Origin of the sequence: Halorussus ruber, assembly GCF_004765785.1 — an archaeon.
Lineage (GTDB): Archaea > Halobacteriota > Halobacteria > Halobacteriales > Haladaptataceae > Halorussus > Halorussus ruber.
Genome location: NZ_ML219769.1, coordinates 156,871 through 181,880 on the forward strand (window position 1 = coordinate 156,871; position 25,010 = coordinate 181,880).

Sequence of the window (25,010 nt, forward strand, 5' to 3'; positions counted from 1 at the left end):
GGCTCATACCGTCTCGACCTCCGCGCCGACGCCTCGCCAGCGCTCGCGGTCGAGGGCGTCGCAGGCGTCTACGATTACCTCGCCCGCCGTCCGGTCGGTGACGACGCCGGGCGAGAGCGTTCCGTACTCGTCGTGGTCGGCGGTCACCACGATGGCGTCCGCGTCGTGGGTCACGCCCACGAGCGATTCGAGACTGAAGTCCGAGTCGTTTCCGAGCGCCGAGTCCGAGACGCGGGGGTCTTGGACGGCGACCTCCGAGACGCCCCGCGACCGGAGCTCCTCGGCGAGCGCGAGGCCCGGACTCCCGCGGGTGTCGTCCACGTTGCCCTTGTAGGCGACCCCGAGGAGCGCGATTTTCCGGCCGTCGAGTGACCCGAGGCGTCGGGCCAGCACGTCGGCGAGGTAGCCCGCCATCCCGTCGTTGATTTCCCGGGCGCGCTCGACCAAGTCGAGTCGGTCCGAGTCGTGGCCGAGGAACCACGGGTCCACGGGCAGGCAGTGGCCGCCGACGCCGGGGCCGGGGCGGAGAATGTCCACTCGCGGGTGGACGTTGGCGGCTTCGATGACTTCGCGGGAACTGACGCCGTAGTCGTCGGCCACCTTCGCCACCTCGTTGGCGAGCGCGATGTTCACGTCGCGGAAGGTGTTCTGGGCCAACTTTGCAAACTCGGCGACCGTCGGGTTCGCGGTGGTGACGATGTCGCCGTCCACGACCGGTTCGTAGAGTCGCCGGGCGGCCCGCGCGGAGTCGTCGGTGACGCCGCCGACCAGTCGGTCGTTCTCGCGGAGTTCGGCGAGCATGCTGCCCGGCAAGACCGTCTCCGGGCAGTGGGCCAGCTCGAAGTCGGTTCCGGCGACGAGTTCCGATTTATTAGCGGCCTCGACTTCCTCGCGGAAGGGCCCCGCGGTCGTCCCCGGCGGGACCGTCGATTCCAGAATCACGGCGTCGCCCGACCGGACCACCTCGCCGATGCTCTCGGCGGCGCTCAGGACGTAGCGCAGGTCCGCCTCGCGGGCCTCCTCGTCGAAGGGCGTGGGCACGCAGACGAGGTGGTAGTCGGCGGTCGGCACCTCGGCGGCGACTTCGAGAGTGCCGCGCTCTCGGACCTCGGCGACGAGGTCCGCGAGTTCCGGCTCCTCGATGTGTGAGTCGCCGCCGCGGACGATTTCGCGGACCTCCGAGTCCACGTCGTAGCCGACGACTTCGTGACCGGCGTCGGCCAAGACCGCGGCGGTCGGGAGGCCGATGTAGCCCAGCCCGTGGACGCAGACCGTCATCAGGCCACCTCCTTGGCGACCGTGGCGGCGGAGGTTTCGAGGATGCGGTCCGCGGCGTCGCCGTCGCCGAAGGGGTTCTCCCACCCGGTGCGGGCCTCGTACATCTCGCGGGCGGCCTCCACGATGCTGGGCGGGGTCACGCCGCCGAGTCGGTTGGCCCCGACCGCGATGGTCTCGGGGCGCTCGGTGTTCTCCCGCAGGGTGACGCAGGGCACGTCCAGCACGCAGGCCTCCTCTTGGACGCCGCCCGAGTCGGTCAGAATCAGGCCCGCGTCGCTCTCCAGTCGCAGGAACTCCAAGTAGTCGAGGGGTTCGACGACCCGTATCGAGTCGGGCACGGGGAGGTCCTCTAGAACCTTTCGTGCGCGCGGGTGAGCCGGGTACACCATCTCCAAGTCGAACTCGCGGGCCACGCGGTCGATGCCGGTCAGGAGGTCCGCGAACCGGTCGAGGTCGTCCACGTTCTCGGCGCGGTGGAGCGTGACGAGGCCGTACTCGCCCGCCTCGACGCCGAACGCTTCGAGGGCGTCGCTCCGGTCGGCCGCGATGGAGCGGTGGCGTTCGAGCGCATCGACAACCGTGTTGCCGGTGACCTCGATGCGCTTGCGGGGGATGCCCTCCGCGCGCAGGTTCTCGGCCGCCGCGGGGGTCGGGGCGAAGAGCCTGTCCGCGGTGTGGTCGCAGATGATGCGATTTATCTCCTCGGGCATCTCCCGGTCGTGGCTCCGGAGTCCGGCCTCGACGTGGCAGAGTTCGGCGTCGAGTTTGCTCGCGGCGATGGTCCCCGCGAGCGTGGTGTTGGTGTCGCCCTGCACGAGGACGGTCTCGGGGTCGGCCTCCAGCAGGACCTCTTCGACGCCCGCTATCATATTCCCGGTCTGCTCCCCGTGGGTCGAGGAGCCGACCCCCAGCGTGCGGTCGGGCCGCGGCAGTTCCAACTCGTCGAAGAACACCTCCGTCAGCTGCGGCGAGTAGTGCTGCCCGGTGTGGACGACGGTGCAGGGAACGTCGCGGCGCTGGCACGTTCGAATGACGGGCGCGAGCTTGACGATTTCGGGTCTCGTACCCAGTACGATGGCGATTTGTGACGAGTTCATGCGTATGGTCGGTGATGCGTACGGAGACCGTACGCGCTCGTCTCTCGGAAACCACGGAAGGGGCTTTACTATCCGGCGGGTAAGCCAGATTTAGGCGTTCGCTGGTCGATTTAGGGTTTTCAGACCGAGTCGGGGTGCGCCGGTTCGGCACCCCCAAATCCCGGAGCGATTCCAGTTTAGCCCCCGGATAGTATTACCCGATTAGCTCGGAATTTAGGAGGTATGAGCGCGGACACGCAGTGTTTTAGCTGGCTGGCACCGCGTCGCGGGCCGACGAGAGAGTTCCGGCGCGAAATCGACCGCAGCGACCGCGAAAAGCCGATACCGCGATGACGGGGAGTTCGAGTACTGATACGGAGACACGAGACGCCGTGTGGCGGCAGCGCCTCGTCGCGGGACTGCTCGCGGTCGCGTTCGTCGTCCTCGTCGCCGGGGCGGCCTCTTTTGCGCTTGCCGACGCGACCCCGCCGACGACCGTATCGGCCCAGACGACTCAGACCGACGCCGTGGTTCAGGACGTGTCGGCCTCGGGCGAGGCGGTCGCCGCGCGCGAGGAGGACACCGTCTACCTCTGGCAGTCGCGGCCCTACTCGCTGACCGTGACCGTCGGTCAGATTGCGACCGCGGGCGAGTACCGGATTTGCGCGCTGACCGAGGCGACCGAACTCGACTGCACGAACGCATCGCTCGGGCCGACCGCCGACCCCGAGGTCGGCCTCGACGTGGCGAAATCGACCGCGCTCGGCGCGCAGAACGTCACGGTGACGATGGCGCGGGTCGGCGCGAACGAGACGATTGTGGCGAGCCAGTTCCTCCGGATTCACGTCCTCTCGCCGACCGGCGACTTCGACGCCGACGGCCTGTCCAACCGGGCCGAGCGGCGCGCCGGGACCGACCCCACGAGGGCCGACACCGACCGGGACCTCCTCGGCGACGCGACCGAGGCCTCGCTCGGCACCGACCCGACGAACCCCCGGACGGCGGTCGGGTTCGCCGTGGCCGCGATGGTGGTCCTCGGCGTGGCCGTCGCGCTGGTGTCCCGGTTTGCGCCGGGGGCCGTCGGCGCGCTCCGGCGGCGCTTGGGTGGCGCGCGCTCGGGGGCGGCGAACCGGTCGAACCCGGCCGAGTCGGAACTGCCGAAGTCGGCGCTTGCCGACTCAGCGCCCGCGGACGCCGACCGGTCGGACCGCGGAGCGACCGCCAGAGGAGACGGGCGCGGATCGGTTTCGACCGACGGCGACGGCGAGCGCACCGATGACGCCGAAATCAGGGACGACCCGACGCCGCCGCTCTCGGACCGCGAGCGCGTGATTCAGCTCCTCGAAGACAACGACGGGAAACTCCCCCAGAGCGACATCGTCTCGGAGACGCCGTGGTCGAAGTCGAAGGTCAGCCGCCTCCTCGCGCGGATGGACGCGCAGGGACAGGTGGTGAAAATCAGCGCCGGGCGGCAGAACATCATCGTTCTCCCGGGCGAGGAGCCGGTCGAGTTGCAGTCGCTTCGGGACGAGGACGGGAATTGACGCGGGACGACGAGCGGGACTGACTCGCGTGCGCTCTCGACGCTTCGCGGGAGTCGAAACCGAAAGATACGACGCGAGGAGGGCCTCTCAGGACTGCTCTTCCATTTGCTGGAGAATGTGGTCGAGAACCTCGCCGTGTTCGTGTTGCGGACTGAACAGAACGAAGTCCGTGTCCTCGTCGGCCCGGACCGTATGCCCGGGCGGCCAGTAGAACATGTCGCCGCCCTCGTCGGCCTCTTCGCTGTCGTCGGCGTAGGTGACGGTCAGCGCGCCGCTCACTACGTATCCCCAGTGCGGTGACTGGCAGCGGTCGTTTTCCAGCCCTTCCAGAAGCGCAGTGAGGTCGGTCCCTTTCGCTATCGTGAAATGCTCAGCGGCCATGTTTCCGTAGTCGGTCGCGTCGCCGAAGTCGGGTTGGTGTTGCGCCACGGCGTTCGGACTGTCGATTTTGGTCGGAATGTCTTCCTTCGCTACTTTCATGGGTCTCCTCCGGGTCAAGCACTCGATTCGACACGATGGCGTCTCGCCTCCGTGGCGTCTCCTCGGGTACTCCGAGTACACTTCACCGCGCACATCGTTAGCTGTTACCATCCACCACATAGAATCCCAGTAGCGTCACGTCGCCCGCTCGCGGTGAACGTCGGCAAGCAATTTATGGAATCGCTAAAGACATATACTTATTGCTAAAGGAAATGTAAGTCTGTCTCCTTTTCTGCCTCCCTCTCTCGCTCGCGTCGAGACCTCAGTAGTCGGTCGCGCGCCGGAGTTGCCGCTTGGTGGCCGCGAAGTCCACCGTCGGCGCGGTGATCGCGGCGTCGGTCACGACCCGCGGGACGGTGGCGATGCCCTGCTCGGCGGCCGCCTTCGTGGTGGCACGCACTCTCTCGCGGTGCGCGCCGGTCAACAGCGCGTTCTCGACGGCTCCGGACTTGACCCCGGCGGACTTGGCGAACCGGCTGAGCCTGTCGGGGGTCGCCCAGTCGTACTTCTCCGGCGGCTGGTTGGTGAACACCGACGAGAAGTACTGCCAGTACTTGCGGGGCGAGGAGTTCCAGACTTCGAGTCCGGCCCGCGCGGCCCGCGGCGCGTCCGGGCCGAGGAACGGCTCGCCGTCGAGGTAGCTCAGCGCCCGGAACTCCAGCGCCACGTCGCCGGGTTTGACGAACTCCTCGACCACGTCGCCGAGCATCTGGAGGACGAACTCCTGGGTGTAAGGGCACTTCCAGTTGCCGTAGAGGACCGCGGTCGCGTCGGCGTCCGCCGAGCCGAGGCGGGCGTAGTCGTACCGGCCGGGGTCGCTCGGGACGAGCGATTTCGGGAGCTTCACCGCGGGCTTCTCGATTGTGACGCGGCCGAGCGCCTCCTCGTCGGTCGTCCCGTCGGCGTCACCCGGTCGTGAGACGTTGCCCTCCGAGGAGTTCCCGGCGGTGGTCTGTTCGCCCGTCGTCTCGTTCATCGCCTGCGCTGTCGTCTCGTTCGGCTGGGTGTAGCTCGTCGGCGGTGCCTCTGTCGTCGTCGGGTCGGGGCCGTCGGCGGTCTCCTCGACGACGTTCGCACAGCCAGCGAACGACGTGAGAAGCGCCGAACCGACCGCGCCCAGCAGTTTACGGCGGTCAGACACGAGACGAGAGTCGGTCCGAACGCCATTTACTATCGACCGGCTAAGCGATTCGGGGTTTTGGATGAGTAACCGCAGGAACAGACGAGACAGCAGAAGCCTCGAAAGCCCTCGCGCTCGAAACCGCAGGAGCAAACCGGACAGCAACGGCCTCGAAAGCCCTCGCGCGGTTCGCGGTCGCTCAGCAGGATATCTCGGGCGCGCAGTTCTGCGCGCCCGAGATAGTGGCCGTGCTGAGACGACCAAGCATTGCGCGAACCGCGCTCGCCCTTTCAGTCCACCAGGGAGAGTGGCTGGATCACCGTGCTAGAGAGGGTGGTTGGGTCACCGGGCGAAACCGGTCGGTGGGTGCGCTACTGCCTCCCCCGAAACCGCCGCCTTCCGCGGGTCCTCCCCCGAAACGGTCGGCTCGCTGTCTGAAATAAATGCAACTGTTGCAGTCGAGTAACCGCCCGAGGGCGTCGGGGCCGTTATCCGAGCGATAAAATCTCGCTTACCCGCTTTATAGTAATGCACCGTCCGGCCGAGTCGGAAGACATGGACTACAGTTCAACTCGAAGTAGATGTCCGGACGCGAACGCCGACGTATCGACCACCAACGGCGCGGTCTACGGGCGGGTGAGCTAACATGTGCGGCATCATCGCCCGCATCGGCGCTGACGACGGCGTGGACCGATTGCTGGGCGGCCTCGAACGCCTCGAATACCGGGGCTACGACTCGGCTGGCATCGCGGTCGAGAACGGCGTTGGCCTCGCGGTCCAGAAGTGCAGCGGCCAAGTCAACGAACTCAAAGAGTCGGTGAGCGACAGCGGAATCTACGGCGGTATCGGCATCGGGCACACGCGGTGGAGTACCCACGGCCCGCCGACCGACGACAACGCACATCCCCACACCGACTCCTCGGGCGACGTGGCGGTCGTCCACAACGGCGTCATCGACAACCACGCCGAACTCCGCGAGGAGTTGAAGGCCGAGGGCCGGGAGTTCACCAGCGACACCGACACCGAGGTCATCCCGCACCTCTTCGAGCGCCACCTCGAAGACCACGCCCCCGAGGAGGCCTTCCGAGAGGCGGTCCGCGACCTCGACGGAAGCTACGCCATCGCCGCGATGGTCGAGGGCGAGGACGCCGTCTTCGCCGCCCGGCGCGGGTCGCCGCTCGTCCTCGGCGTGGGCGACGGCGAGTACTTCCTCGCCAGCGACGTGCCCGCCTTCCTCGAACACACCGACGAAGTGGTCTACTTCGAGGACGACGAGGTGGGCGTCATCCGCCCCGACGACGTGGAACTCTCGACGCTCGCGGGCGAACCCGTCGAGCGGTCCAGCGAAATCGTCTCGTGGGACCCCGAGGAGACCGGCAAGGGCGGCTACGACCACTTCATGCGCAAGGAAATCGAGACCCAGAACACCTCGCTGACGAACGCGATTCAGGGCCGAATCGACGACGAGGGCGAGGAGCCGGACCTCGACGACTTCCCCGCGGGAACCTTCGAGGGCGTCGAGCGCGTCCAGTTCGTCGCCTGCGGCACCTCTTTCCACGCCGCGAAGTACGGCGCGCAACTGCTCAACAAGGCCGGAGTCGCCGCCCAAGCCTTCCGCGCCAGCGAGTACGACGACGCCATCCCGGTCGATAGCGACACCCTCGTCGTGGCCGTGACCCAGAGCGGTGAGACCGCCGACACCCTCGGCGCGCTCGACCGGGCCACGGCGGGCCGAGCGCGGACCGTCGCGGTCACGAACGTCGTGGGGTCGTCGGCGGCCCGCGAGGCCGACGACGCGCTTTTCATCCGCGCCGGGCCGGAAATCGGCGTGGCCGCGACCAAGACGTTCTCCTCGCAGGTGGTCGCGCTCTCGCTTCTTGCCCACCGCATCTCCGCCGACGCGGCCGGGGACTCGCCGTGGGACGACCCCCGAGCGTACTACGACGAACTCAAGCGCCTGCCCGACCACGTCCAGACGGTCCTCGACCGCGAAATCGCCGAGGGAGTCGCCGACGACTATCTCGGGAGCGACGCCTTCTTCTTCATCGGCCGGGGACTGGCCTACCCGGTCGCCATCGAGGGCGCGCTCAAGTTCAAGGAGATCACCTACGAACACGCCGAGGGCTTCGCCGCGGGCGAGTTGAAGCACGGCCCCCTCGCGCTGGTCACGCCCCAGACGCCCATCTTCACGGTCGTCACGGGCGGCGAGGACGAGACCACGGTGACCAACGCCCAAGAGGCCCAGACCCGGGGCGCGCCCATCGTGGCCGTCTCGCCCGCCGACCACCGCATCACCGACGTGGCCGACGCCCACCTGCCGATTCCCGACACCCACCCGGACCTCGCGGGCCTGCTGGCGAACGTCCAGCTACAGCTCCTGTCGTATCACACCGCGGACAGCCTCGGTCGCTCCATCGACAAGCCGCGCAACCTCGCCAAGAGCGTCACCGTCGAATAAGTGGAGACCGGACCGATGAACACGGAACTGTTCGGCGTCTTCGGCGACCGCGCGGACTTCGAGCGACTGCGCTCGCCCTCGTCGTTCGACTGCGTGGTCGAGGGGAGCCGGATTACGGTCGGCATCCGAGACGTGGGCTTCGGGATTCCGGGCCGGACTGACGTTCACGCCGGAGACGACGGACTCTGCGTCCTCTGGGGCGAGGCCTCGCTCCCCGAGGAGACCACGACTCCGGCCAGACGGATGCTCGAACGAGCCATCGCGGCCGGACCCGACGCGCTGGCCGACGTGAACGGCTCGCACCTCGCGGTCGTAGACACCGGCCGGGAAGCGTACGTCGCCACCGACCAAGCCCGGACGTGGGACTGCTTCTACACCGACGCGCCCGGCGTCCGGGTGTTCGGCTCCGACGCCTTCGAAATCGCCCGGACCGTGTCGGACCCGACGGTGCGCCGCGACAGCCTGCTGGAGTTCCTTCACCTCGGCGTGGTGCTAGGGAACTCGACGCTGGTGGACGAACTCCGGCGGGTGCCCTTCGACGGGCGACTCCGGGCCGACGGAACCGAGACCTTCGACCGGTTCGCCTACCGGCCGACCGAGTTCGACCACGTCGAGCAACTCGCGGTCCGGCTCGAACGCGCCCTGAAGCGCCGAGCGAGACTGCCGGGGCGGAAGGGCCTGCTGTTGAGCGCGGGCTACGACTCGCGGGCCTTCCTCGCCGGGCCGACCGACGTGGACGAGTCCTACACCGTCTCCCGGCAGGGTGCACGCGAGTCGGAGGCCGCGGCCCGCATCGCCGAACAGTACGACAGCGAACACGTCGCCTTCGAGGCCGACGGTGACTACCTGACCACCGACTTCGAGACGGTCCGGTACGGCAACGGGATTCGGGAGTCGATTCACGTCCACCACGCCGCCTACGCCGACCGGATGGGTGCCGACGCGATGTACCACGGCCTGCTGTTCGACACCTTCCTCCGGGGGCACTTCCTGCCCCGCGACGGCGTCGAGGTCTGGGGATACCGGCTTCCCCGGTCCCGACTGGCGACCGACTTCGACCCGGCCCGCCGACTCGTGACCGACAAGTTCGGCTTCGTCTCGCTCAGCGACCACGCTACCGGGTTCGACGTCGGCGTCGAGAGCGAGGCGTTCGCCCGCGACGCCCTCGACCGGGAGTTCGACCGACTGGACGGTCGGTACGACTCGCCGCACAACGGCTGTGCGGTCGTCGGCATCGCCAACCAGCCCACGCTCTCGTTCCGGACGCATCTGGCCGACCACTTTCTGGAGTCCTTCCCGGCGGCCGACGCCGAACTGCTGGACTGGCACCTCCGGACGCCCCCGGAGCGCCGCAACACCCGGACCTTCCGCCGGGCGCTGGAGCGCATCGACGACGACGTCCTGCGCCACCGCCCGCCGGACCGACCGCACGACTCGAAGGCGCTCAACGAAATCGAGCAGTTCGTCCGGGCGCGGACGCCGCTGCTCAGCGACTTCGAGAACGCGTGGCCCGACCGCAGGCGGGAGTACGACCGGGCGGACTTGGACGAGAAACTGTTCCGCGACAGGCCGGACCTCCAAGACCTCCCGGTTCGGCTGAAGCTCCGCATCAACGACGTGCAGACGTGGCTCGGGCGACTGGAGCGCGACACCGACCCCGAACCGCTCGAAATTCTGTCGCCGCCCGCCGAGCGATTCCGGTTGCGCTCGGTGTGAGGTAGGTTTGGATATTCTGGAGAAATCAGGCGCGGTTTCGAAATCTCTCACCCTCATCCTCGCCCTCACCGGGCGCTACACCGCCCGGTCGTTTCTACACCGCCCGGTCGTTTCTACACCGCCCGGTCGTCTTCGCCCGCCGTGCCGGTCAACAGCGCGCTCGCGGCGAGGACGAGGACCGTGAGGCCCATCGCGGCGTTGCCGAGTATCGTGAAGGTGCCCGCCGCGACGAACAGGACGACCGCGCCGACCGTCAGCGCGGCCCCGCCGAGTTTGTCTTTCATTATAGTTGTTACAAGATTATGCACGGCAATAAGTCGCATGGATACTTCGACTGCTCGACGGCGTTGAGTTCAAACTTGTACGGTATTTCAAATCTTGCGAACGACACACAGTCGAGCTTGGAAGTGTACACAGCGCCGACAGTCTCACGGTCGGGGTCGTAGGGTCGGCGAGAAAGCACTCGGGAGGAGCGAACTGGCGCTCCCGACTGCCTGTCCGAATCCGCCGACTGTGAGGCTACTCCTCTCTGCCGTCGTCGGGGCGCTTGAGGAACAGCAGCGCGGCGAACACCAGCGGCGAGAGGAAGGACATCACGACGCTCGTGACGATGGTCGCACCGCTGAAGAACTCGGCGTCTTTCGCGTCGGGGTTGCCGCCGGAGCTGTCCGAGGACGAGCCCGAGCCGGAGCCGCCGGACGAGCCCGAACCTGAACCCGAACCGCCCGAGGAACTCGAACTCAGTTCGCTCGGGTCCTTCCCGCCGGAGCCGCCGACCACGACAGCGCCCTTCATGCCCATCATCTTGTGAGGCTGACAGTAGTACTTGAAGGTGCCTTCCGAGTCGAACGTGCGGGAGTAGGTCTCGCCCGCCGTCGAAATCATGTCGCTCTCGAAGGACCCGCCGTTGTCCACGACGTTGTGCGAGCCGCCCTTGCCGGTCCACTCCCAGACCACCTTCGTACCGGGGTCGACGCGAATCGCCGCGGGGGAGAACGCGAACGCGCCGCCGTTGCCTTTGGCACCGACCGTGACCTTCACTTCGCTCTTGCCGGTGAAGTCGTAGGTGCCGTCGAAGTTGCTCACACCGCTGAACCAGTCGCCGTAGTCCGGTTCGCTCTGGGCGCTAGCCGTACTCATCGACGCTCCGGCGGCGGCCGCCGCCCCGGCACTTGCGGCCGTGCCGCGGAGGAACGACCGCCGCGTGGTTCCGCTCGTATCCGTGTTGGGAGACATAATACTGACTGTATTGTGCGCTTGTGATAAAAGTATACATCTCTTAGTCGCCTCGGACCGACCGAACTCGGGGTCGGTCGCCCCGGACCGACGACTCACTCGCCGAGGTGGGTCACCTCGGCCCGACGACTCACTCGTTGAGGCCGGTCACTCCAGACCGACGACTCGCCCGCGGAGGTCAGTCACCTCGGCCCGACAACTCACTCTCGGAGGTCGGTCAGTCGGCGTTCGAGTTTCTCCATCCGTCGATGCAGGTACGCGACGTAGCCGAAGAACACGACGAACAGCGTCGTGTATCCGGCCAGCAGTAGTGGTTCCATGCGTTGTCACCTCCTCGGGGAGTGCAGTCGAAGTACTTTGTCCTCCAGTTCGTGGAGTTCGATGCGAATGCCGACGAGATACAGGTAGAGGAAACTCGCCGCGGCCAGCGAGACCATCAGCGCGAGGGGGTCGATGTTGGCGCTGACCTGCGGGTTGCCCACCGTCGTCTCGTGGAAGGTCGGCGTCCAGAGACGCGTCGAGAGGTACGAGATGGGCACTGTGATGAACCCGACGACGCCGTAGACCGAGGCGTAGACCTCGTCGCTCCCACGCTCTGTCGCCGAGTAGACTACGAGGTAGCCCGCGTAGATGAACCAGACGACGAGGAAGGTCACCAGTCGCACGTCGGTCCACTCCCACCACGAGTTCCAGATAATCTTGCCCCACATGCTGCCGAGGACGAGCGTGAGCGTGGCGAACATGAAGCCGATTTCCCCGGCGCTGTGGGCGAGTCGATTCCAGAAGCGCCCGCGATAGCGCAGATACAGCGCGCTTCCCACGAACGTCGTCCCGAGTGCGAGCGCGGCGACCCACGCCAGCGAGATGTGCCAGTAGGCAATCAAGTTCCCGCCGTGTTCGATGCCGTACATCGTGTCCGAGGCGACCCCGAACACGAGGAGCATCGAGGCGACGCCCGAGACGAGCGTCCCCCACTTGACGCCTCTGCTCTCTACCAGCCACTTCATCGCCCGCGTCAGTCGGCCGAGTACGTTGCTGAATCCCGTCATCGCTCCCTCTTTTTCGTTCGCTCCGATTCGGTTCGCCCGAACGTCGTGTCGTTTTCTGTCCCTATCATAGTCGTGGTATCATAGCAGTTCGACCAGCGTGGCGAGCGCGAGTTTGTCCAGTCCGAACAGCATTGCGACGCCCAACAGCACGAAGCTGTACCCCGTCACCGTCTGGACGCTCCCGGCGAACGACCGGTCGGTGACCGAGTCGAGGACGCGCCGCCCGCCGTGCTTGGCCGTGTAGGCGACGGCCAGAAGCGGCACCGAGAAGCCGACCCCGTAGGAGAACAGGAGCCACGCGCTCCGGGCCACGTCGCCCGTCGTCCCGACGTACGCGAGGACGCCTCCGAGGACCGGACCCACGCAGGGGAGCCAGATGACTCCCAGAAGCAGGCCGACGACGAAGGCGTTGGCGAGGGGATAGCGCTCCTCGTCTAAGACTCGGGTCGCGGCGTTCGCCCGCCCGGCGAACCGCGAAGCGTGCTTCGAGTAAATCGCGTTGAGGTCGTCGTCGGCCATCACGGCCCCGAACGCGAGCATCAGGACCGCGAACGGGAGTCGAACCGAGTCGGGCGTGAGCGCTCCAATCGACCCGGTAGCGACTCCCAGCGCCGTGAACGTGAGTGTGCTTCCCGCAACGACGGCGACCGGGCGCAACCGATGGCCCGTCCCGCCGACCACGAGGACCGGAATCATCGGGAGGCAACACGGCGTCAGTATCGTCAGGACGCCTGCCAGAAACACCGCGGTCGTCGTTGGTACGTCCATCACGTGTGCAAAATTGTGAAGACGGTGCAGAACCTTAGCTCGCTTGGTTCTCGCGCGACGCGACGGCCGCATCGTCGGCCATCGCGTCCGCAATCGCACCCTGCGCCGTCAGCGACGAACTGTTCGAGGTCGAGTTGTCGGTGTTCGAGGTCGAGTTGTCGTCGGTCTCGTTGAGCGACCCCTCGCCCATCTCCCAGTTCGCGTAGGTGTTCGACTTGTTGTACCACGTCGTCTTCCACGACCCGTTGACCGAAGCGTTCTTCATCGGGTCGTCGTACTTGGCGACGTCGTCCGGGATGTCGCTCTCGTTGAGCGGCTGCTCTCCGATGGGGATGCCAGCGAGCATCAGCTTCTTCGTCATGGGGTTCATGTCGTAGCCCCAGTACTCCTGAGCGCGCTGGTAGTAGATGCCTTCCTTCTTCACGCCCGACTCGGCCCAGTCCTTGGGCTGTCGCGGCAGGTGCGGACGCTTGTGAGCGTTCATGAACCCGGCGACGTCGTGGACGTCGCTCCAGTTCTCGAACGTGTGGGCGGTGCCGTAGGGCATCGCCTCGCGGATGAAGCCAGCCGAGGTGTAGAGCCGACCCATGCCAGCCCCGTCGTTGAAGGACTCCTCGCCCCACAGCGGCGGGTACTGACCGGCAGTACCCTGCCCGTCCTTACCGTGACAGGACGCGCAGTTTTCGAGGTAGAGCTCGGCTCCTCGGACCGGGTTGACTTCCGGCACGGGCACCTTCTCGCTCTCGTTCGGCTTGCGGATGTGTCGCCAGTAGGGCACCCGCTGGCTCGGGGTTCCCTTGTTCAGCCAGACCATGTAGGACTCCATGGCCTGAATCTCGCGGCTGTCGTAGGCCGGGACGCCGTCCTCGGAGTTGGCCGCGTCCATGCTCCGGAGGAAGCAACCCATGATGCGCTGTCGCATGTCGCGCATCCGCTGGGTGCGACCGGTCCACTCGGGGTAGCCCGCCGCCGTGCCGACCAGCGGAATCATGTCGATGTCCTGACCGACCATGCCGGTCGTCGTCGGCATGTCACCGCCGCCGTGACAGTGGGCGCAGGACATTCGGGTGCTGCCCGTGTGGTTCGGCATCTCGTTGGACGTGTTGGCGAACAGTTCCCGTCCGTACTTGACCAGTTCTCGACGCTGTTTCTTCTCCGGAAGCGTCGAGTTGTTCATCTTCTTCGGCTGGAACTGGACCTTGTTACCGGCCGTCGCGTTCTTGTACTCGAACCCGTTGTTTCGCAGGTCCTTGCTGTACCACTTGTTACCGCTCCATTCACCCGGCAGTTGGATAATGCCGCCGTCACCAGCGCCAGTATCGTTGCCGCCACCGCCGCCGTCGGCGGCGGGTGCGCTTCCAGCGAACCCGCCGTTCATGAATGCCAGCAAGCCGTTGAGGCTTAGCATCAGCACCACGGCGAATACGGCCGCGCCGACGATGAGAAGCGCCGGTTTGAGGTATAACGTTGAATTACTTTGACTCATATTTCGTCCATCTCACGTATCTCGTTGCTTCGTTTTCGTCTTCCGCTCTCTTGCCCGAAACTGATAATTCACAATATACCCATGACCGTGTTAAACGTTACTGCTGAAGGCCGATAAAAATGTAAGTTCATTTTAGAAAAAGGCTGAAAGGCCACAATATTGCGGGTACACGCCTCTTTTTTATAGGGAGGTATTAACAACCGGGAAGAATACGAGATTTCGAGTAATGGATATTCCGTACATTTTTGCGACAGCGGCCACAAACAGGAGTAGCATGCCGATAACCCCCCGGAAGGCGTCCACCTTAGCGTTTCTCGCGCTGGTTCTGGGAATCGGGTATCTCTCGATGCACGCGGCCCCCGTGTTGAGCGACGAGCAGTACTCCTATCACGGCGACACCGCGTGGCGAACCGATTTCTCACAGGCCGAGGAGGTGGCCGCAGAGCAGAACAAACCCATCGTACTGTATTTCTGGACGACGTGGTGTACCTACTGCGAAGATTACAACCGACAAGTGTATTCCGACCAGACAGTTCAGTCTCGCCTCGACGAGTTCGTACTCGTCGCGGTCAACCTCGACAACGACGGTCCGGAAGCCTCGCGCTTGCAACGCAAGTACAACGTCAACTATCCGCCCCAACACGTTATCGTCACGCCCGAGGGCGAGGTGCTGACCCGCATCTCGGGCTACGCACCGAAACAGGACTTCCTCGCGTATCTGGAGCGAGCGAAGCAGAAGGCCAACGCCGAGGCGGGAGCAAATAACGCCACTGCAACCGCAGGTGGGAGCCAATGACGCCCGGGACCATCCTGCTGGCGGTGGCGTTCCTCGCGCTGGTCTCGGCGACGGGACTCCTCGTGCGGGCCTACGCGGCCGACGACGACCAGTACGTCGAGTACGTGACGCCGCTTCTGGGCGGCGCGGTCGCCCTGCTGACGAGTGCGCTGGGCTACCTGACTTACCAGTTCGTCACGACCGACTACTCGAACGCCTACGTCTGGCAGAACACCGCCGACTACCTCCCGCTCCTCTATCGGATTACCGGCGTCTACGCTGCCAACGAGGGGTCCATCCTGCTGTGGGCGACCATCGTCTCGTTCGTCGCGCTCTCGGCGGCGCTCCTGCGCGGGATGGAGGGCAGAGACACGAAGCTGGTCCAGTCGCTGACGGTCGGCGTCGTCACCTACTTCGTCGGGATGTTGCTCCTGCGGAGTCCGTTCGCGCCGGTCGGGAGCGAACTCCCCAACGCGCCCGACGGGTACGTTCCGACTAGCGGGCAAGGCCTCAACGCTCTGCTGGTGGACCCGTACATGGCCATCCACCCGCCGGTCATGTTCGCCTCCTACGCCCTGCTCACGATGCCGTTCGCCATCGGCGCGGCACACTTCATCTCGCTGCTGCGCGGGAACGGCGGCCTGTACTCGACGTGGATTGGGAGCGTCACGCGCTGGCTCCGACTGAGTTGGCTGTTCCTGACCGCGGCGGTCGCGCTCGGCGGCCTCTGGTCGTACACCGTCCTCGGCTGGGGCGGCATCTGGGCGTGGGACCCGGTCGAGACCGCGATTCTCGTCCCGTGGCTGTTCCTGACGGCGACGATGCACGCGGTGACGCGCTACCGACCCGACGGCGAGTACACGATTCTCGCCCCGGCGATGACCGCGACGACGTTCGCGCTCGCGGTCTACACTACCTCGGTCGTCCGGAGCGGGGTCTTCCGGTCCGTCCACTCGTTCGCCTCGGGCGGCATCGGCATCTCCCTGCTCGTGCTGATGGGCATCACCGCCGTCCTCGGCGTCGGCGTCCCGTTCGGCTACTGGCTCCTGCGAGACGGCGAGGAGCGGACTTCGACCGACGAGTGGATTACGCGGTCGAACATGCTCCACGGCGCGGTCCTGCTGTTGGGTCTGCTGACGTTCGTCTCGCTGTGGGGACTGACCTTCCCCGTCCTGCGCGACGCGGTGTCGGGCATCGAGGTCTCGGTCGAGAGCCAGTACTACAACCTCTGGAGCTTCCCGCTCGTGGTGGCGGCCCTGCTCCTGCTCGGGTTCTACATGGACTTCGACGTGGAGGGCAAGCGCCGGGCCAAAATCGGACTGGGCGTCTTCGCGGTGGCGACTGTCGTCGCGGCGTTTATCGCGCCCTCCGAGACGTGGAAGCTCACGCCGAACCCCGCCAACGGGTCGTTGTTCTACCAGCTAATCGGCAACGTCAGCGCGCTGGCGGTGCTGCCGCCGGTCGCGTACGTCTGCCTCGGGATGTTCAAGCGCGCCGCAGAGCGCATCCCGGCGGCGGCGGGACGCGACGCGAAACTGAAGGAGGCCGGTATCACGACCATCCACGTCGGCGTCGCGCTGTTGGTCCTCTCGCTGCCGTTCATGTACCTCTTCGCGGGGCAGGCCTCGGTCATGGCGACCGGGCTCGCCAGCGGCGCGGTGGACTCCTCGGAGAAACCCATCGAGGGCACCGACTACTCGGTCCGAATCTTCGGCTACTCCAGTTCGGAGTTCCCGCGCAACCCGCCGGTCGATACCTACGCGCTCTCGACGCAGAAGGTCCTCGAACGGGGCCAATCGCTGAACGGCACGGTACAGACCGTCTCGGGCACCGTGACGAATATTCGGCAAGGCCCGCGCGCGACCGTCGTCCAACTCGACGGCTCCGGCGTCTGGGTCGGCGTCCCGCAGGCCAACGGGTCGAGCGCGAGCGTCTCGGTCCAAGAGGGCCAGCAGATCGTCGCCAAGGGCCGACTGATGTGGAACTTCGTGCCGAACGCGAACGCGATGGTGCTGACCAACTCCTCGATGATCGGCTCGGCGAACGCGCCGCCCGAGGAGGTCGTCCCGACCCGCGTGGAGGCCAACGGCGTCTCGATGGGCGTCTACCGCGACGGGTCGAAGGTCACCAGCGGCGTCGCGGGCCAGCGCAAGTACGTCCAGCAGGGCGGGATGCAGGTCCGCGACGTGCTTATCGAGCGCGGCCTCATCTCCGACACCTACGTCATCGTGGGCGTCAGCGACGGCACCGCCTCGATTACGGTCAAGCGCATCCCCATGATGTCGGTGATGCGCCTCTCTATCCTGATGCTGCTGGCGGGGATGAGCCTCGTCCTCCTCTACGACCCGGCCCACGGCGTCAGGTCGCGGACGAGGGCCAAGAAGGCAGAGAGCGCGGCAGGAACGGACGTCGAGACGGCAGACGACTGAGAGACGACGGAATCTACAATGGCACGAAAAACGACACTCGCAATCGCACTCGTCTTCGCTAGCATCGCCTTCGCCGCGGTCGCCGCCGGGGCGACCCCCATCTCCGGCACGGTCACGGTCGAGAACGGTACCGCCGACGGCGCGAACGTCACCGTCACGCCGATGACGCAGGGCTTCCAGCAGGCCGCCAAGCCCGTCAGGACCCAAATCGACGGCGAGGAGTTCTCGGTGAACGCGCCCGACGCGCCGCTGTACCTCGTGCAGGTGGTCCACGACGGCGCGGTCCACTACGAGGTCCTTCGCAACGAGACCTCGGCCTCGATGACGCTGAACCAGTCGCTGTCGGGGACGGTCGTGAACGCCTCGGGCGAACCCCGGACCGACGCCGCAGTCGAACTCACGAGTTCGTCGGGCTACTCGGTGGACCGGACGAAAGTCGATTCCAACGGCACCTTCTCGTTCGGCCCGCTGAAGCCCAACGCGACCTACCGCGTGCAGGTCACGGTCGACGGCGTGCCCTACGTCCGCACCATCTCGACCCCCGGAGCGGGCGCGACCAACGGGACCGACTCCATCACCGTCGAGACGCCTCCGCCGACCGACGACGAGTCGGTGTTGAACGTCTCGGGCGGCAACCCGGCGAGCCACGTCGTGCAGGTCATCGCGCCCCAGAACGCCTCCCAATCGCCCAGCGCGGTCGAGACGCTCACCCTGCGAAACGAGGGCGACAAGCCGTTCGTCGGATCTGTCGAACTCGTCGCGCCGAAGGGTGCCCAGCCCTACGCGGCGATGTTCCAAGGCCGCCAGACCGACTACCAGAAGACGCCTCGCGGCGTCTCGCTCAACGTCACGGTGCCCGCGAACTCGACGGCGCGAGTCGGCGTCGCGTGGGACCTTCGGGGCCGGACGCTCGAAAAGCAGTTCGACCGCGACGCCGACAGCGTCGCGGTGGTCTTCCGGGGCTACCAACCGGAGAACGTCACCCACTCCGAGAACCTAGAGGCCGGTGACGCGCCGATTCCGCTCCTGACGAACACCGAGCCGATTTCGGCGAACGACACGATTCGGCTCGACTTGCCCGCCGTGACGGGGTCGGCGAGCGCGAGCGCCAACGGAAGCGGGACCGCCGCGCAGGCCTCGGCCGAGAGCAACTCGATGCCCGAGTTCCCGGCGCTCGCGCTGTTCGGCGGCCTCGTCGCCACGGTCGCGGGCGGATTCGTCGCGTACCGGGTCCTCTGATTTTCGGGGACCGACTTTTCTGATTTCCGGGGAATCGGCTTTTCCGGGTCGTTCGTTTATGTCGCTCGACCACCAAGGGCCGATATGCAGTCGTGCGACCAGCCAACGCGACACCCCGGGAACGGGAGTGTGAGGAGCCGGAACCGAAGCCCGGAGGAGGACGCGGCGTGACCGACGACCCCCTCCCGGCGGAGTACCTCACGCCGCTCGCCGCGCTCGTCGACGAGGTCCTCGCGGGCGTCGGCTACGAGATGGCGGCCGCTACCGACGCTATCGACGACGCCGTCCCCGGCTACGGCGGGCTGTTCGACCCCGGGACCTCCTCGGACGAGTTGCGGCGCGCGCTCGAAGGCCTGCTGGCGTCGGGACTCACCCGGCCACCCGTCTCCGAGCCGACGAGCGACGCGTTCGTCCTCTACGTCGATGGCAGTTCGCGCGGCAACCCCGGTCCCGCAGGGGCGGGTGCGGTCATCACGGACGTCGAGGAGAACGAACTCGCGCGCCTCGGCCGCCCCGTCGGCTCTCGGACAGGGAACAACACCGCCGAGTACGTCGCCCTCCAGCTCGGCCTCTCCGAACTGCTGGCTCGCTACGAGCCGCGCAGGCTGGAGGTGCGCATCGACTCGATGACGGTCATCCGCGATATTTGGGGCGGCGAGGACCCGCTGGAACCGGGCGTCGAGGCGTACAGCGAGGCCGTCGCGGCGGCGCTGGCGAGTATCCCGGAACACCATTACACGCATCTGGCCGACAGCGACCCGAACCCCGCCGACGCGCTGGCGACGGTCGGAGCCGACATCGCGGCCTTCGGACCGGGGTAGGCGCGGTATCGAAACCTCTCGTCCACCCGCCCATAAAGACAACAGATTGTTTCTTTAGGAAATAGAAAGTGAGTTCTAGCAGATAATCTTCTATCCTTCGACCACGTAATCGAACGTCGCAATCCCCGCCAGAAACACCACGCCGGAGTACGCCCCGAGGAGGCGGAGCCACGTTCCGGTCGGTCGGCCCGACGCCAGCGCGTCGGAGAGTTCGACGCCCGCGAGCAGAATCGGGACGACCAGCGGGACCAGCAACACGGGAAGGACGAGTTCGTCCAGCGCCGACTGGTGGGTCAGCGTCGAGACGATGACCCCGACCGCGGAGAACCCGACCGCCGCGACGACCAGCACGCCGACGAGCGGGAGGACGATGTCCGGGGCGGGCGCGTAGCCGAGGAAGACGATAGACGCCGCGAGCGTCACGAGGTCCACCACGACGACGAAGACGGCGGTGCTGAGGACCTTCCCGACGTAGATGGCCGACCGGTCGATGGGCGCGAGGAGCAACCCGTCGATGGCGGCGTTGTCGGCCTCCATCCCGACCGTCTTGGTCGCGCCGAGGGTTCCCGCGAAGACGAACGCGATCCAGAGCGCGCCTCGACCGACGAGTCGCGGGTCGGCGAACGTCTTGACGAAGCTGAACGCGAACGCCAGCACCACCAGCAGGGCGAACACCGTCGCCGTGGTCGTCACCTGCTTGGTCCGGGCCTCCACGAGGAGGTCCTTCCGAACGACGTTGTACACCGCCGAGAGAAAGCCCGTCATTCCGAAATCGCCACCTCCTCGGGGTCGAGACCGATGGTCCGCCGGTAGCGGGCCTCGAACTCGTCGCTCGACAGCGACCGCGTGGCGAAGTCGGCTTCGAGCCGCCCGGCGTCGAGGACCAGCGCGCGAGAGCAGTGATAGAGCCCCTGCTCCAGCCCGTGCGTCGTCAGGACGACGGTCTTGTCTTCGAGGTCGTCGAGCGCCGCCGCGAGGTCGGCCCCCGCGCGCTGGTCGAGACCGGTGTAGGGTTCGTCGAGCAACAGCACGTCGGGGTCGTGCAGCAGCGCCCGCGCCAGCGAGAGACGCTTGCGCAGGCCGTGGGAGAACGCGCCGGGGCGGCGACTCGCCCGGCGAGTCAGCCCCACCGTGTCGAGGACCTCCTCGGTCCGGTCTTCGATGTCGTCAACTCCGTGGAGTCGGGCGTGAAACCGCAGGTTTTCGCGGGCGGTCAGGCCGTCGTAGAGCATCGAGTCGTGAGTGACGACGCCGATGCGACTCCGCAGGTGCTGGTCGTGGGGTTCGAACTCGGTCCCGTGGACGAACACCGACCCGTCTGACGGTCGGGTCAGTCCGGCGAGCATCCGGAGGATGGTGGTCTTCCCGGCCCCGTTCGGCCCGAACAGGCCGACCGTCTCGCCGGGGTCGATTTCGACCGAGAGGTCCGCGACCGAGACGAACTGGCCGTACTCCTTGGTCAGGTTCGCCGTCCGAATCGCTGGCGCGGCAGTGTCGTCGCCCTCCATCACGTATCGTCGGGGCGCTCGCTACCCTCGTGGGCGCGCACCGAGAGTTTGTCCGCGACCAGTTTGCCGTCCTCGTAGACGCCCTTCGCAACCACGATGCGTCCGTTCTGGAGCGTGTCGGGGAGCGGTTTCTCGTAGACGACTCGAACCGAGGTGTTGCCGTCGCTCACGTCGAAGGTCGCCCGCTGGCCCTCCGTCTGGAGGTTCGTCACGGAGCCTTCGAGGTTCACCCAGTCACCCTGATAGCCGCCGTCGTCGAGTTTCGTCGGGGTGACGAACTCCGTCGTGGCGCTCATCGTCGTGGCCCCGAGGCCGCCCAACAGCACGAGGATGCCGACGCCAACGATGACGAGTTTGTTCTTCCGTCGCACTAACAGGCCCTTAGAGAACGAGTGGTATGATTGTATCGGTGTTCAGTTACTCTGCACAACCACGCCCCGCCACCGAGCGCAGAGTTCGGAGAGCGGGCGTGGCAAATATGCTACACGCCCCACGGGTACGCTTCGGGCGCTTCGCTCGGGTCGGGTTCGACGCCGAGCGAGTGGAGCGCGGTCGAGTCCTCGCGTGGACGAACGAGTCGTAGCGCTCGGCCAGATTCGTCGGAACGTAGTTGTACGCCTCGCGGTCGGGGTCGTAGACCACGCCGATGGCGCGGTGGCCCCGGCGCTCGTCGCCGAGTACTGGTGTTCGGTCGTGCTGTCCCTCCTCGTCGGTTGGTTCTGCCGCCGGAACCGCGTCGCCGACGCCCGCGACCAGCAGTCCGAGAACCAACCCCGCGACGAGTGTCCTGTCTGTCGTTGCTTTCCCCACCATGCGTTGTGCGCGCTCCCTCTCGTCGCCGAACCGTGACAACGTCTAGCAGGATACCTCTTCGGATGGGTCTGATTCGTATCAGAAGGACTTTGGCCCTCATTCGTGACTTGGCCGACATGTCCACGTCTCGGTTGCGGCGGCAGATGCTCCGACTCGGCGGCCTCGCCGGTCTTGCGGGACTGTCGGGATGTGCGTCACTCCCCTTCGTCGGGACGCTCGGGTTCAGACTCCGGAACTACACGACCGACGCCTACGACGCCCGCGTTCAGATTCGACTCTACGGACAGACCGCGTTCGACCGGACGTACCGACTGCCCGCGGCGGACCCGGCGGACCCGCACGTCCTCACGGAGACCGACGCCGTCTCGAACGTCCCGAGCGGAGCGACGTACACCTGTTCGCTGTTTCTCGACGGGGTAAAAGCTCGGAGCATCGAGACGACCGCGGACTGCACGGACCGCGAGTCACAGCAGATGGACGAGGAGGTAGACATCGACATCGGGTTCGGCGGCGACGGCGGCGTCGAGATGGCCGACACCGAGTGCTAGGCGGTCCGCGACTCGGCGTCCACGAACTCCACGGCGCGGTCGAACTCCGGTCCGCGGTCGATGATACCGTCGGCGACGTCCGGGTCGTAGTCGACGACGCCCGCCTCGTCGAGTTTCGGCAGGTGGTCCCGCGAGAGGCTCTCGGCGACCTCCTCGCGGTAGGTCTCGAAGTCGTCTACTTCCGCGCCGGGAAACAGCCGGAGGGCGAGGTACGTCGTGAACGAGGGAACAGGTATCGGTAGGTACTTCTCGTCCAGATAGCGAACGACCGCCCGCCGCCGCGGATGGTCGAGGACGTGCTGTATCGAGTCGAGCCGGTCGTCTCCCATTCAGTCCTAACGGGTAATCCGCTGATAATTAAAAGGATAATGGCCCGACGCAAACAGTCGGCTCTCGTCCTCCTCGGGAAGACGACTGATTGCGGCGCTCGCCTCGATGAGCATCGGTGTAGATAACTATAGAATTACTAAAGACTAATTTTCGTTTTCTAAATAAATAAGAAATTATCTCTATCCGTCCCGAGTGACGCCGTGGCTTCCAACGCTACGCCACTCCCGAGCGACGCCGTGGCTCCCGACACTACGACGCCACAGCGTCAGTCTCGCCATCCGCGTCGGTGTCAGTGTCTGCACCGGCGTCAGTATCCGCACCGGCCTCCTCGACCGGCTCTCGGACTGGCCGCGCGACGACCCAGAGGAGGCCCCCGGCCAGCGCCGAGGTCACGCCGACCGCCGAGAGGAAGGCGAGCGGGCCGATGTCGGCCGCGACCCGGCCGCCGAGGACGTTCGCGGTGCCCGAGACGAGCGTGAGTGCCATCGAGACGCCCGACAGCACCGTCGCGCGGCCGACGTTCTCCAGTCGGTCGTTGATGTACTCGTTTCTGACCGGTCGGGTGACCCGCTGGGTCGCGCGCCGGACGAACAGCGCGGGCACGAGAAGAATCGGCACGACCGCGAAACTGGCGTAGGCGACGGCGACGACGGGGACCAGCGCCAGCAGGACGCCGCGAGTGCCGACGCGGTCCTGAATCGGTCCGACCGCGCTCGACGCGACCGCCGAGACGAGTTTGAACCCGGCGTAGAGGACGCCCAACTCGGCGACTTGCACGCCGACCGACTGCATCGCTGGCTGTTCGAAGACCCGCGTCACCGAGAAGACGAGGTTGAACAGCGCGGCGTAGACGACTATCCAGCGAATCGAGGGGCGCGGGAGTTGGGTCCGGAGGGCGCGAGCGGCCTCGCGGACGCTCATCGTCTCGGCCTCGCCGTCGGCAGATTCGGGATTCCCCGCGCCCTGCGTCTTCGGCAACGTCGCCAGTATCGGCAGGCCGAGCGCGGCCAACCCGGCGTTGGCGAGGAAGGGCACCGCCGGGTCGATGGTGTAGAGGAACCCCGCCGCGAGCGCCGTCGCCCCGGAGACCACGAGCAGGGTCGAGTTGGCCCGACCGCTAATTTTGGCGTGTTCGTCCTCGGCGTCGCGCTCGGCCAGCAGTTCGTAGAGCCACGCGTCGGCGGTCCCGGTCCGGAAGGTCCACCCGACCGCCCAGACCACGTAGACGACGGCGAACGCGGGCGTCGAGTCGGCGACGGTGAACCCGAGCATCACCGCGACGACGATGGCGTTGCCGAGCGCGAGCGCGTTCCGGCGACCGAGGCGGTCGCCCAGATACCCCGTCGGGAGTTCCGAGGCCACCATCGAGAAGAGGAAGGCCCCCTGCACGAACCCGATGTCGGCGAGACCGAGGCCCTGGGACTTCATGTAGACCACCGAGACGGGGATGTAGAACCCCGCCGAGAGTGTCGCCCGGTAGATGTAGTAGCGACGGACCAGCGAGAGCATGTCCGGCGCTACTCCCGACGGCCAAAAAAGGGTTCGCGGAAACGAATTTTTGTAACAGCGACTACTGAAACGAGTTCGAGCAATCTGCGAGTCCCTCCTCGCGGTTCTGCCGACCGCCACTACGGCCCCCGGAGCGAACGACGAACTTCTATCACGCCCCGAACCGAACGACGAGGCGTGAACCTCGACTACCCGCACTTCCTGCTCAATCTCAAGACCTACGAGGAGACCTACGGCGCGGACGCGCTGTCCTACGCACGGACAGTCGAGTCCGTGGCCGAGGAGACCGACGCCACCTTCGCCATCGCGCCGCAGGCGACGGACCTCCGCCTCGTGGCCGAGAACACGTCGCTCCCGGTCGTCGCGCAGGCCGTCGACGCTGGCGAACCGGGGCGCGAGACCGGCGGGATTCTCCCCGAAGCGGTCGCCGAGGCTGGCGCGGCGGGCGTGATGATGAACCACCCCGAGCGCCGCGACACGCTCGCCGACGTGGAGGCCAAAATTCGGCGGTGCGAGGAGTGCGGCCTCGACGCCATCGTCTGCGCCGACAGCGTCGAGATGGGCCGGGCCGTCCTCGAATGGGACCCCGACTGCGTCATCTTCGAGAACCCCTCGGACATCGCGTCCGGCAACGCGCTCGCCCAGACCCGGCCCGAGTTGGTCGAGGAGTTCGTCGGCATCGTCGCGGAGCGCAACCCGCGGACGAAGGTTCTCCTCGGCGGGGGAATCACGACGCCGGAGGACGTGGCCCGGTCGTTCGAGTTGGGCGCGGACGCGGCGGGTGCCGCGTCCGCGGCAGTGCTGGCAGACGATAGACGGGCGTGGTT

Annotated in this window: 25 protein-coding genes; 9 read left to right on the forward strand and 16 right to left on the reverse strand. The window is 66.5% G+C overall.

Translation table 11 applies throughout. The features are described from left to right. Nucleotides 1–3: 3 nt before the first annotated feature. Both EPL01_RS02895 and wecB read right to left on the reverse strand, forming a co-directional pair. Nucleotides 4–1,281, reverse strand: coding sequence for a nucleotide sugar dehydrogenase (locus EPL01_RS02895; protein WP_135823841.1), 1,278 nt, complete (start codon nucleotides 1,279–1,281; stop codon nucleotides 4–6). Then, on the reverse strand, nucleotides 1,278–2,375 hold the full coding sequence (wecB, locus tag EPL01_RS02900; RefSeq protein ID WP_135823759.1) for a non-hydrolyzing UDP-N-acetylglucosamine 2-epimerase: 1,098 nt from the start codon (nucleotides 2,373–2,375) through the stop codon (nucleotides 1,278–1,280). Before wecB ends, EPL01_RS02895 begins: the two co-directional genes overlap by 4 nt. A gap of 329 nt (nucleotides 2,376–2,704) precedes the next feature. Between wecB and EPL01_RS02905 the strand changes: the two genes are divergently transcribed. Continuing rightward, on the forward strand, nucleotides 2,705–3,898 hold the full coding sequence (locus EPL01_RS02905) for a DUF7343 domain-containing protein (RefSeq protein WP_135823760.1): 1,194 nt from the start codon (nucleotides 2,705–2,707) through the stop codon (nucleotides 3,896–3,898). A gap of 87 nt (nucleotides 3,899–3,985) precedes the next feature. On the opposite strand, the gene EPL01_RS02910 is transcribed toward EPL01_RS02905, so the two are convergent. After that, complete coding sequence (locus EPL01_RS02910) at nucleotides 3,986–4,378, reverse strand: cupin domain-containing protein (protein WP_135823761.1); 393 nt, start codon at nucleotides 4,376–4,378, stop codon at nucleotides 3,986–3,988. Nucleotides 4,379–4,640: 262 nt separating this feature from the next. Continuing rightward, nucleotides 4,641–5,519 carry a DsbA family protein gene (locus EPL01_RS02915; protein ID WP_135823762.1) on the reverse strand — a complete coding sequence of 293 codons (879 nt, stop codon included), beginning with the start codon at nucleotides 5,517–5,519 and terminating at the stop codon, nucleotides 4,641–4,643. Between the two features lie 625 nt (nucleotides 5,520–6,144). Here EPL01_RS02915 and glmS point away from each other — a divergent pair. Next, a complete protein-coding gene (gene glmS / locus EPL01_RS02920) occupies nucleotides 6,145–7,956 on the forward strand; it encodes a glutamine--fructose-6-phosphate transaminase (isomerizing) (protein ID WP_135823763.1) in 1,812 nt (603 codons plus the stop codon). Nucleotides 7,957–7,971: 15 nt separating this feature from the next. Continuing rightward, nucleotides 7,972–9,672 carry an asparagine synthetase B family protein gene (locus tag EPL01_RS02925; protein WP_135823764.1) on the forward strand — a complete coding sequence of 567 codons (1,701 nt, stop codon included), beginning with the start codon at nucleotides 7,972–7,974 and terminating at the stop codon, nucleotides 9,670–9,672. A 113-nt stretch (nucleotides 9,673–9,785) separates the two neighbouring features. Here the strand turns inward: EPL01_RS02925 and EPL01_RS21395 are convergent, their stop codons facing one another. From EPL01_RS21395 to EPL01_RS02950, 6 genes are all read right to left on the reverse strand, one after another. Continuing rightward, complete coding sequence (locus EPL01_RS21395) at nucleotides 9,786–9,956, reverse strand: hypothetical protein (RefSeq protein ID WP_168215788.1); 171 nt, start codon at nucleotides 9,954–9,956, stop codon at nucleotides 9,786–9,788. Nucleotides 9,957–10,191: 235 nt separating this feature from the next. Next, entirely contained in the window at nucleotides 10,192–10,908 is a 717-nt protein-coding gene (locus tag EPL01_RS21940; protein ID WP_210424057.1) for a halocyanin domain-containing protein, read from the reverse strand. Between the two features lie 200 nt (nucleotides 10,909–11,108). Further along, nucleotides 11,109–11,228 carry a CcmD family protein gene (locus EPL01_RS02935; RefSeq protein ID WP_135823765.1) on the reverse strand — a complete coding sequence of 40 codons (120 nt, stop codon included), beginning with the start codon at nucleotides 11,226–11,228 and terminating at the stop codon, nucleotides 11,109–11,111. A gap of 6 nt (nucleotides 11,229–11,234) precedes the next feature. Next, on the reverse strand, nucleotides 11,235–11,957 hold the full coding sequence (locus EPL01_RS02940) for a cytochrome c biogenesis protein (protein WP_246045616.1): 723 nt from the start codon (nucleotides 11,955–11,957) through the stop codon (nucleotides 11,235–11,237). Nucleotides 11,958–12,035: 78 nt separating this feature from the next. Continuing rightward, a complete protein-coding gene (locus EPL01_RS02945) occupies nucleotides 12,036–12,725 on the reverse strand; it encodes a cytochrome c biogenesis CcdA family protein (RefSeq protein WP_135823766.1) in 690 nt (229 codons plus the stop codon). Nucleotides 12,726–12,759: 34 nt separating this feature from the next. Continuing rightward, nucleotides 12,760–14,211, reverse strand: coding sequence for a c-type cytochrome (locus EPL01_RS02950; protein WP_246045617.1), 1,452 nt, complete (start codon nucleotides 14,209–14,211; stop codon nucleotides 12,760–12,762). Nucleotides 14,212–14,485: 274 nt separating this feature from the next. Between EPL01_RS02950 and EPL01_RS02955 the strand changes: the two genes are divergently transcribed. From EPL01_RS02955 to EPL01_RS02970, 4 genes are all read left to right on the forward strand, one after another. After that, a complete protein-coding gene (locus tag EPL01_RS02955) occupies nucleotides 14,486–15,007 on the forward strand; it encodes a thioredoxin family protein (protein ID WP_246045618.1) in 522 nt (173 codons plus the stop codon). Next, a complete protein-coding gene (gene ccsA / locus EPL01_RS02960) occupies nucleotides 15,004–17,415 on the forward strand; it encodes a cytochrome c biogenesis protein CcsA (RefSeq protein ID WP_135823767.1) in 2,412 nt (803 codons plus the stop codon). Before EPL01_RS02955 ends, ccsA begins: the two co-directional genes overlap by 4 nt. Nucleotides 17,416–17,433: 18 nt before the next feature. Next, nucleotides 17,434–18,654, forward strand: coding sequence for a carboxypeptidase-like regulatory domain-containing protein (locus tag EPL01_RS02965; protein ID WP_135823768.1), 1,221 nt, complete (start codon nucleotides 17,434–17,436; stop codon nucleotides 18,652–18,654). Nucleotides 18,655–18,821: 167 nt separating this feature from the next. Continuing rightward, complete coding sequence (locus tag EPL01_RS02970) at nucleotides 18,822–19,475, forward strand: ribonuclease HI family protein (RefSeq protein ID WP_135823769.1); 654 nt, start codon at nucleotides 18,822–18,824, stop codon at nucleotides 19,473–19,475. 90 nt (nucleotides 19,476–19,565) lie between these two features. Here the strand turns inward: EPL01_RS02970 and EPL01_RS02975 are convergent, their stop codons facing one another. The 4 genes from EPL01_RS02975 to EPL01_RS21945 are packed head-to-tail and all read right to left on the reverse strand — an operon-like array spanning nucleotide 19,566 to nucleotide 21,796. Continuing rightward, on the reverse strand, nucleotides 19,566–20,240 hold the full coding sequence (locus EPL01_RS02975) for a heme exporter protein CcmB (RefSeq protein ID WP_135823770.1): 675 nt from the start codon (nucleotides 20,238–20,240) through the stop codon (nucleotides 19,566–19,568). Next, entirely contained in the window at nucleotides 20,237–20,983 is a 747-nt protein-coding gene (locus tag EPL01_RS02980) for an ABC transporter ATP-binding protein (protein ID WP_135823771.1), read from the reverse strand. Before EPL01_RS02980 ends, EPL01_RS02975 begins: the two co-directional genes overlap by 4 nt. After that, on the reverse strand, nucleotides 20,983–21,354 hold the full coding sequence (locus EPL01_RS02985; RefSeq protein ID WP_135823772.1) for a cytochrome c maturation protein CcmE domain-containing protein: 372 nt from the start codon (nucleotides 21,352–21,354) through the stop codon (nucleotides 20,983–20,985). The genes EPL01_RS02980 and EPL01_RS02985 overlap by 1 nt, the downstream gene beginning before the upstream one ends. 46 nt (nucleotides 21,355–21,400) lie before the next feature. Next, nucleotides 21,401–21,796, reverse strand: a complete 396-nt coding sequence (locus EPL01_RS21945) for an erythromycin esterase family protein (RefSeq protein WP_210424058.1) — start codon at nucleotides 21,794–21,796, stop codon at nucleotides 21,401–21,403. A 116-nt stretch (nucleotides 21,797–21,912) separates the two neighbouring features. On the opposite strand from EPL01_RS21945, the gene EPL01_RS02995 reads away from it, so the two are divergent. Further along, nucleotides 21,913–22,344, forward strand: a complete 432-nt coding sequence (locus tag EPL01_RS02995; protein ID WP_135823773.1) for a hypothetical protein — start codon at nucleotides 21,913–21,915, stop codon at nucleotides 22,342–22,344. Here the strand turns inward: EPL01_RS02995 and EPL01_RS03000 are convergent. Next, nucleotides 22,341–22,673 (reverse strand): DUF7344 domain-containing protein, encoded by a 333-nt coding sequence (locus EPL01_RS03000; protein ID WP_135823774.1) that lies wholly within the window; start codon nucleotides 22,671–22,673, stop codon nucleotides 22,341–22,343. The genes EPL01_RS02995 and EPL01_RS03000 overlap by 4 nt on opposite strands. Before the next feature lie 250 nt (nucleotides 22,674–22,923). After that, nucleotides 22,924–24,183, reverse strand: a complete 1,260-nt coding sequence (locus tag EPL01_RS03005) for an MFS transporter (RefSeq protein WP_135823775.1) — start codon at nucleotides 24,181–24,183, stop codon at nucleotides 22,924–22,926. 177 nt (nucleotides 24,184–24,360) lie between these two features. Here EPL01_RS03005 and EPL01_RS03010 point away from each other — a divergent pair. After that, nucleotides 24,361–25,010 (forward strand): triose-phosphate isomerase (locus tag EPL01_RS03010; RefSeq protein WP_135823845.1); only part of this gene is annotated, 650 nt, incomplete at its 3' end.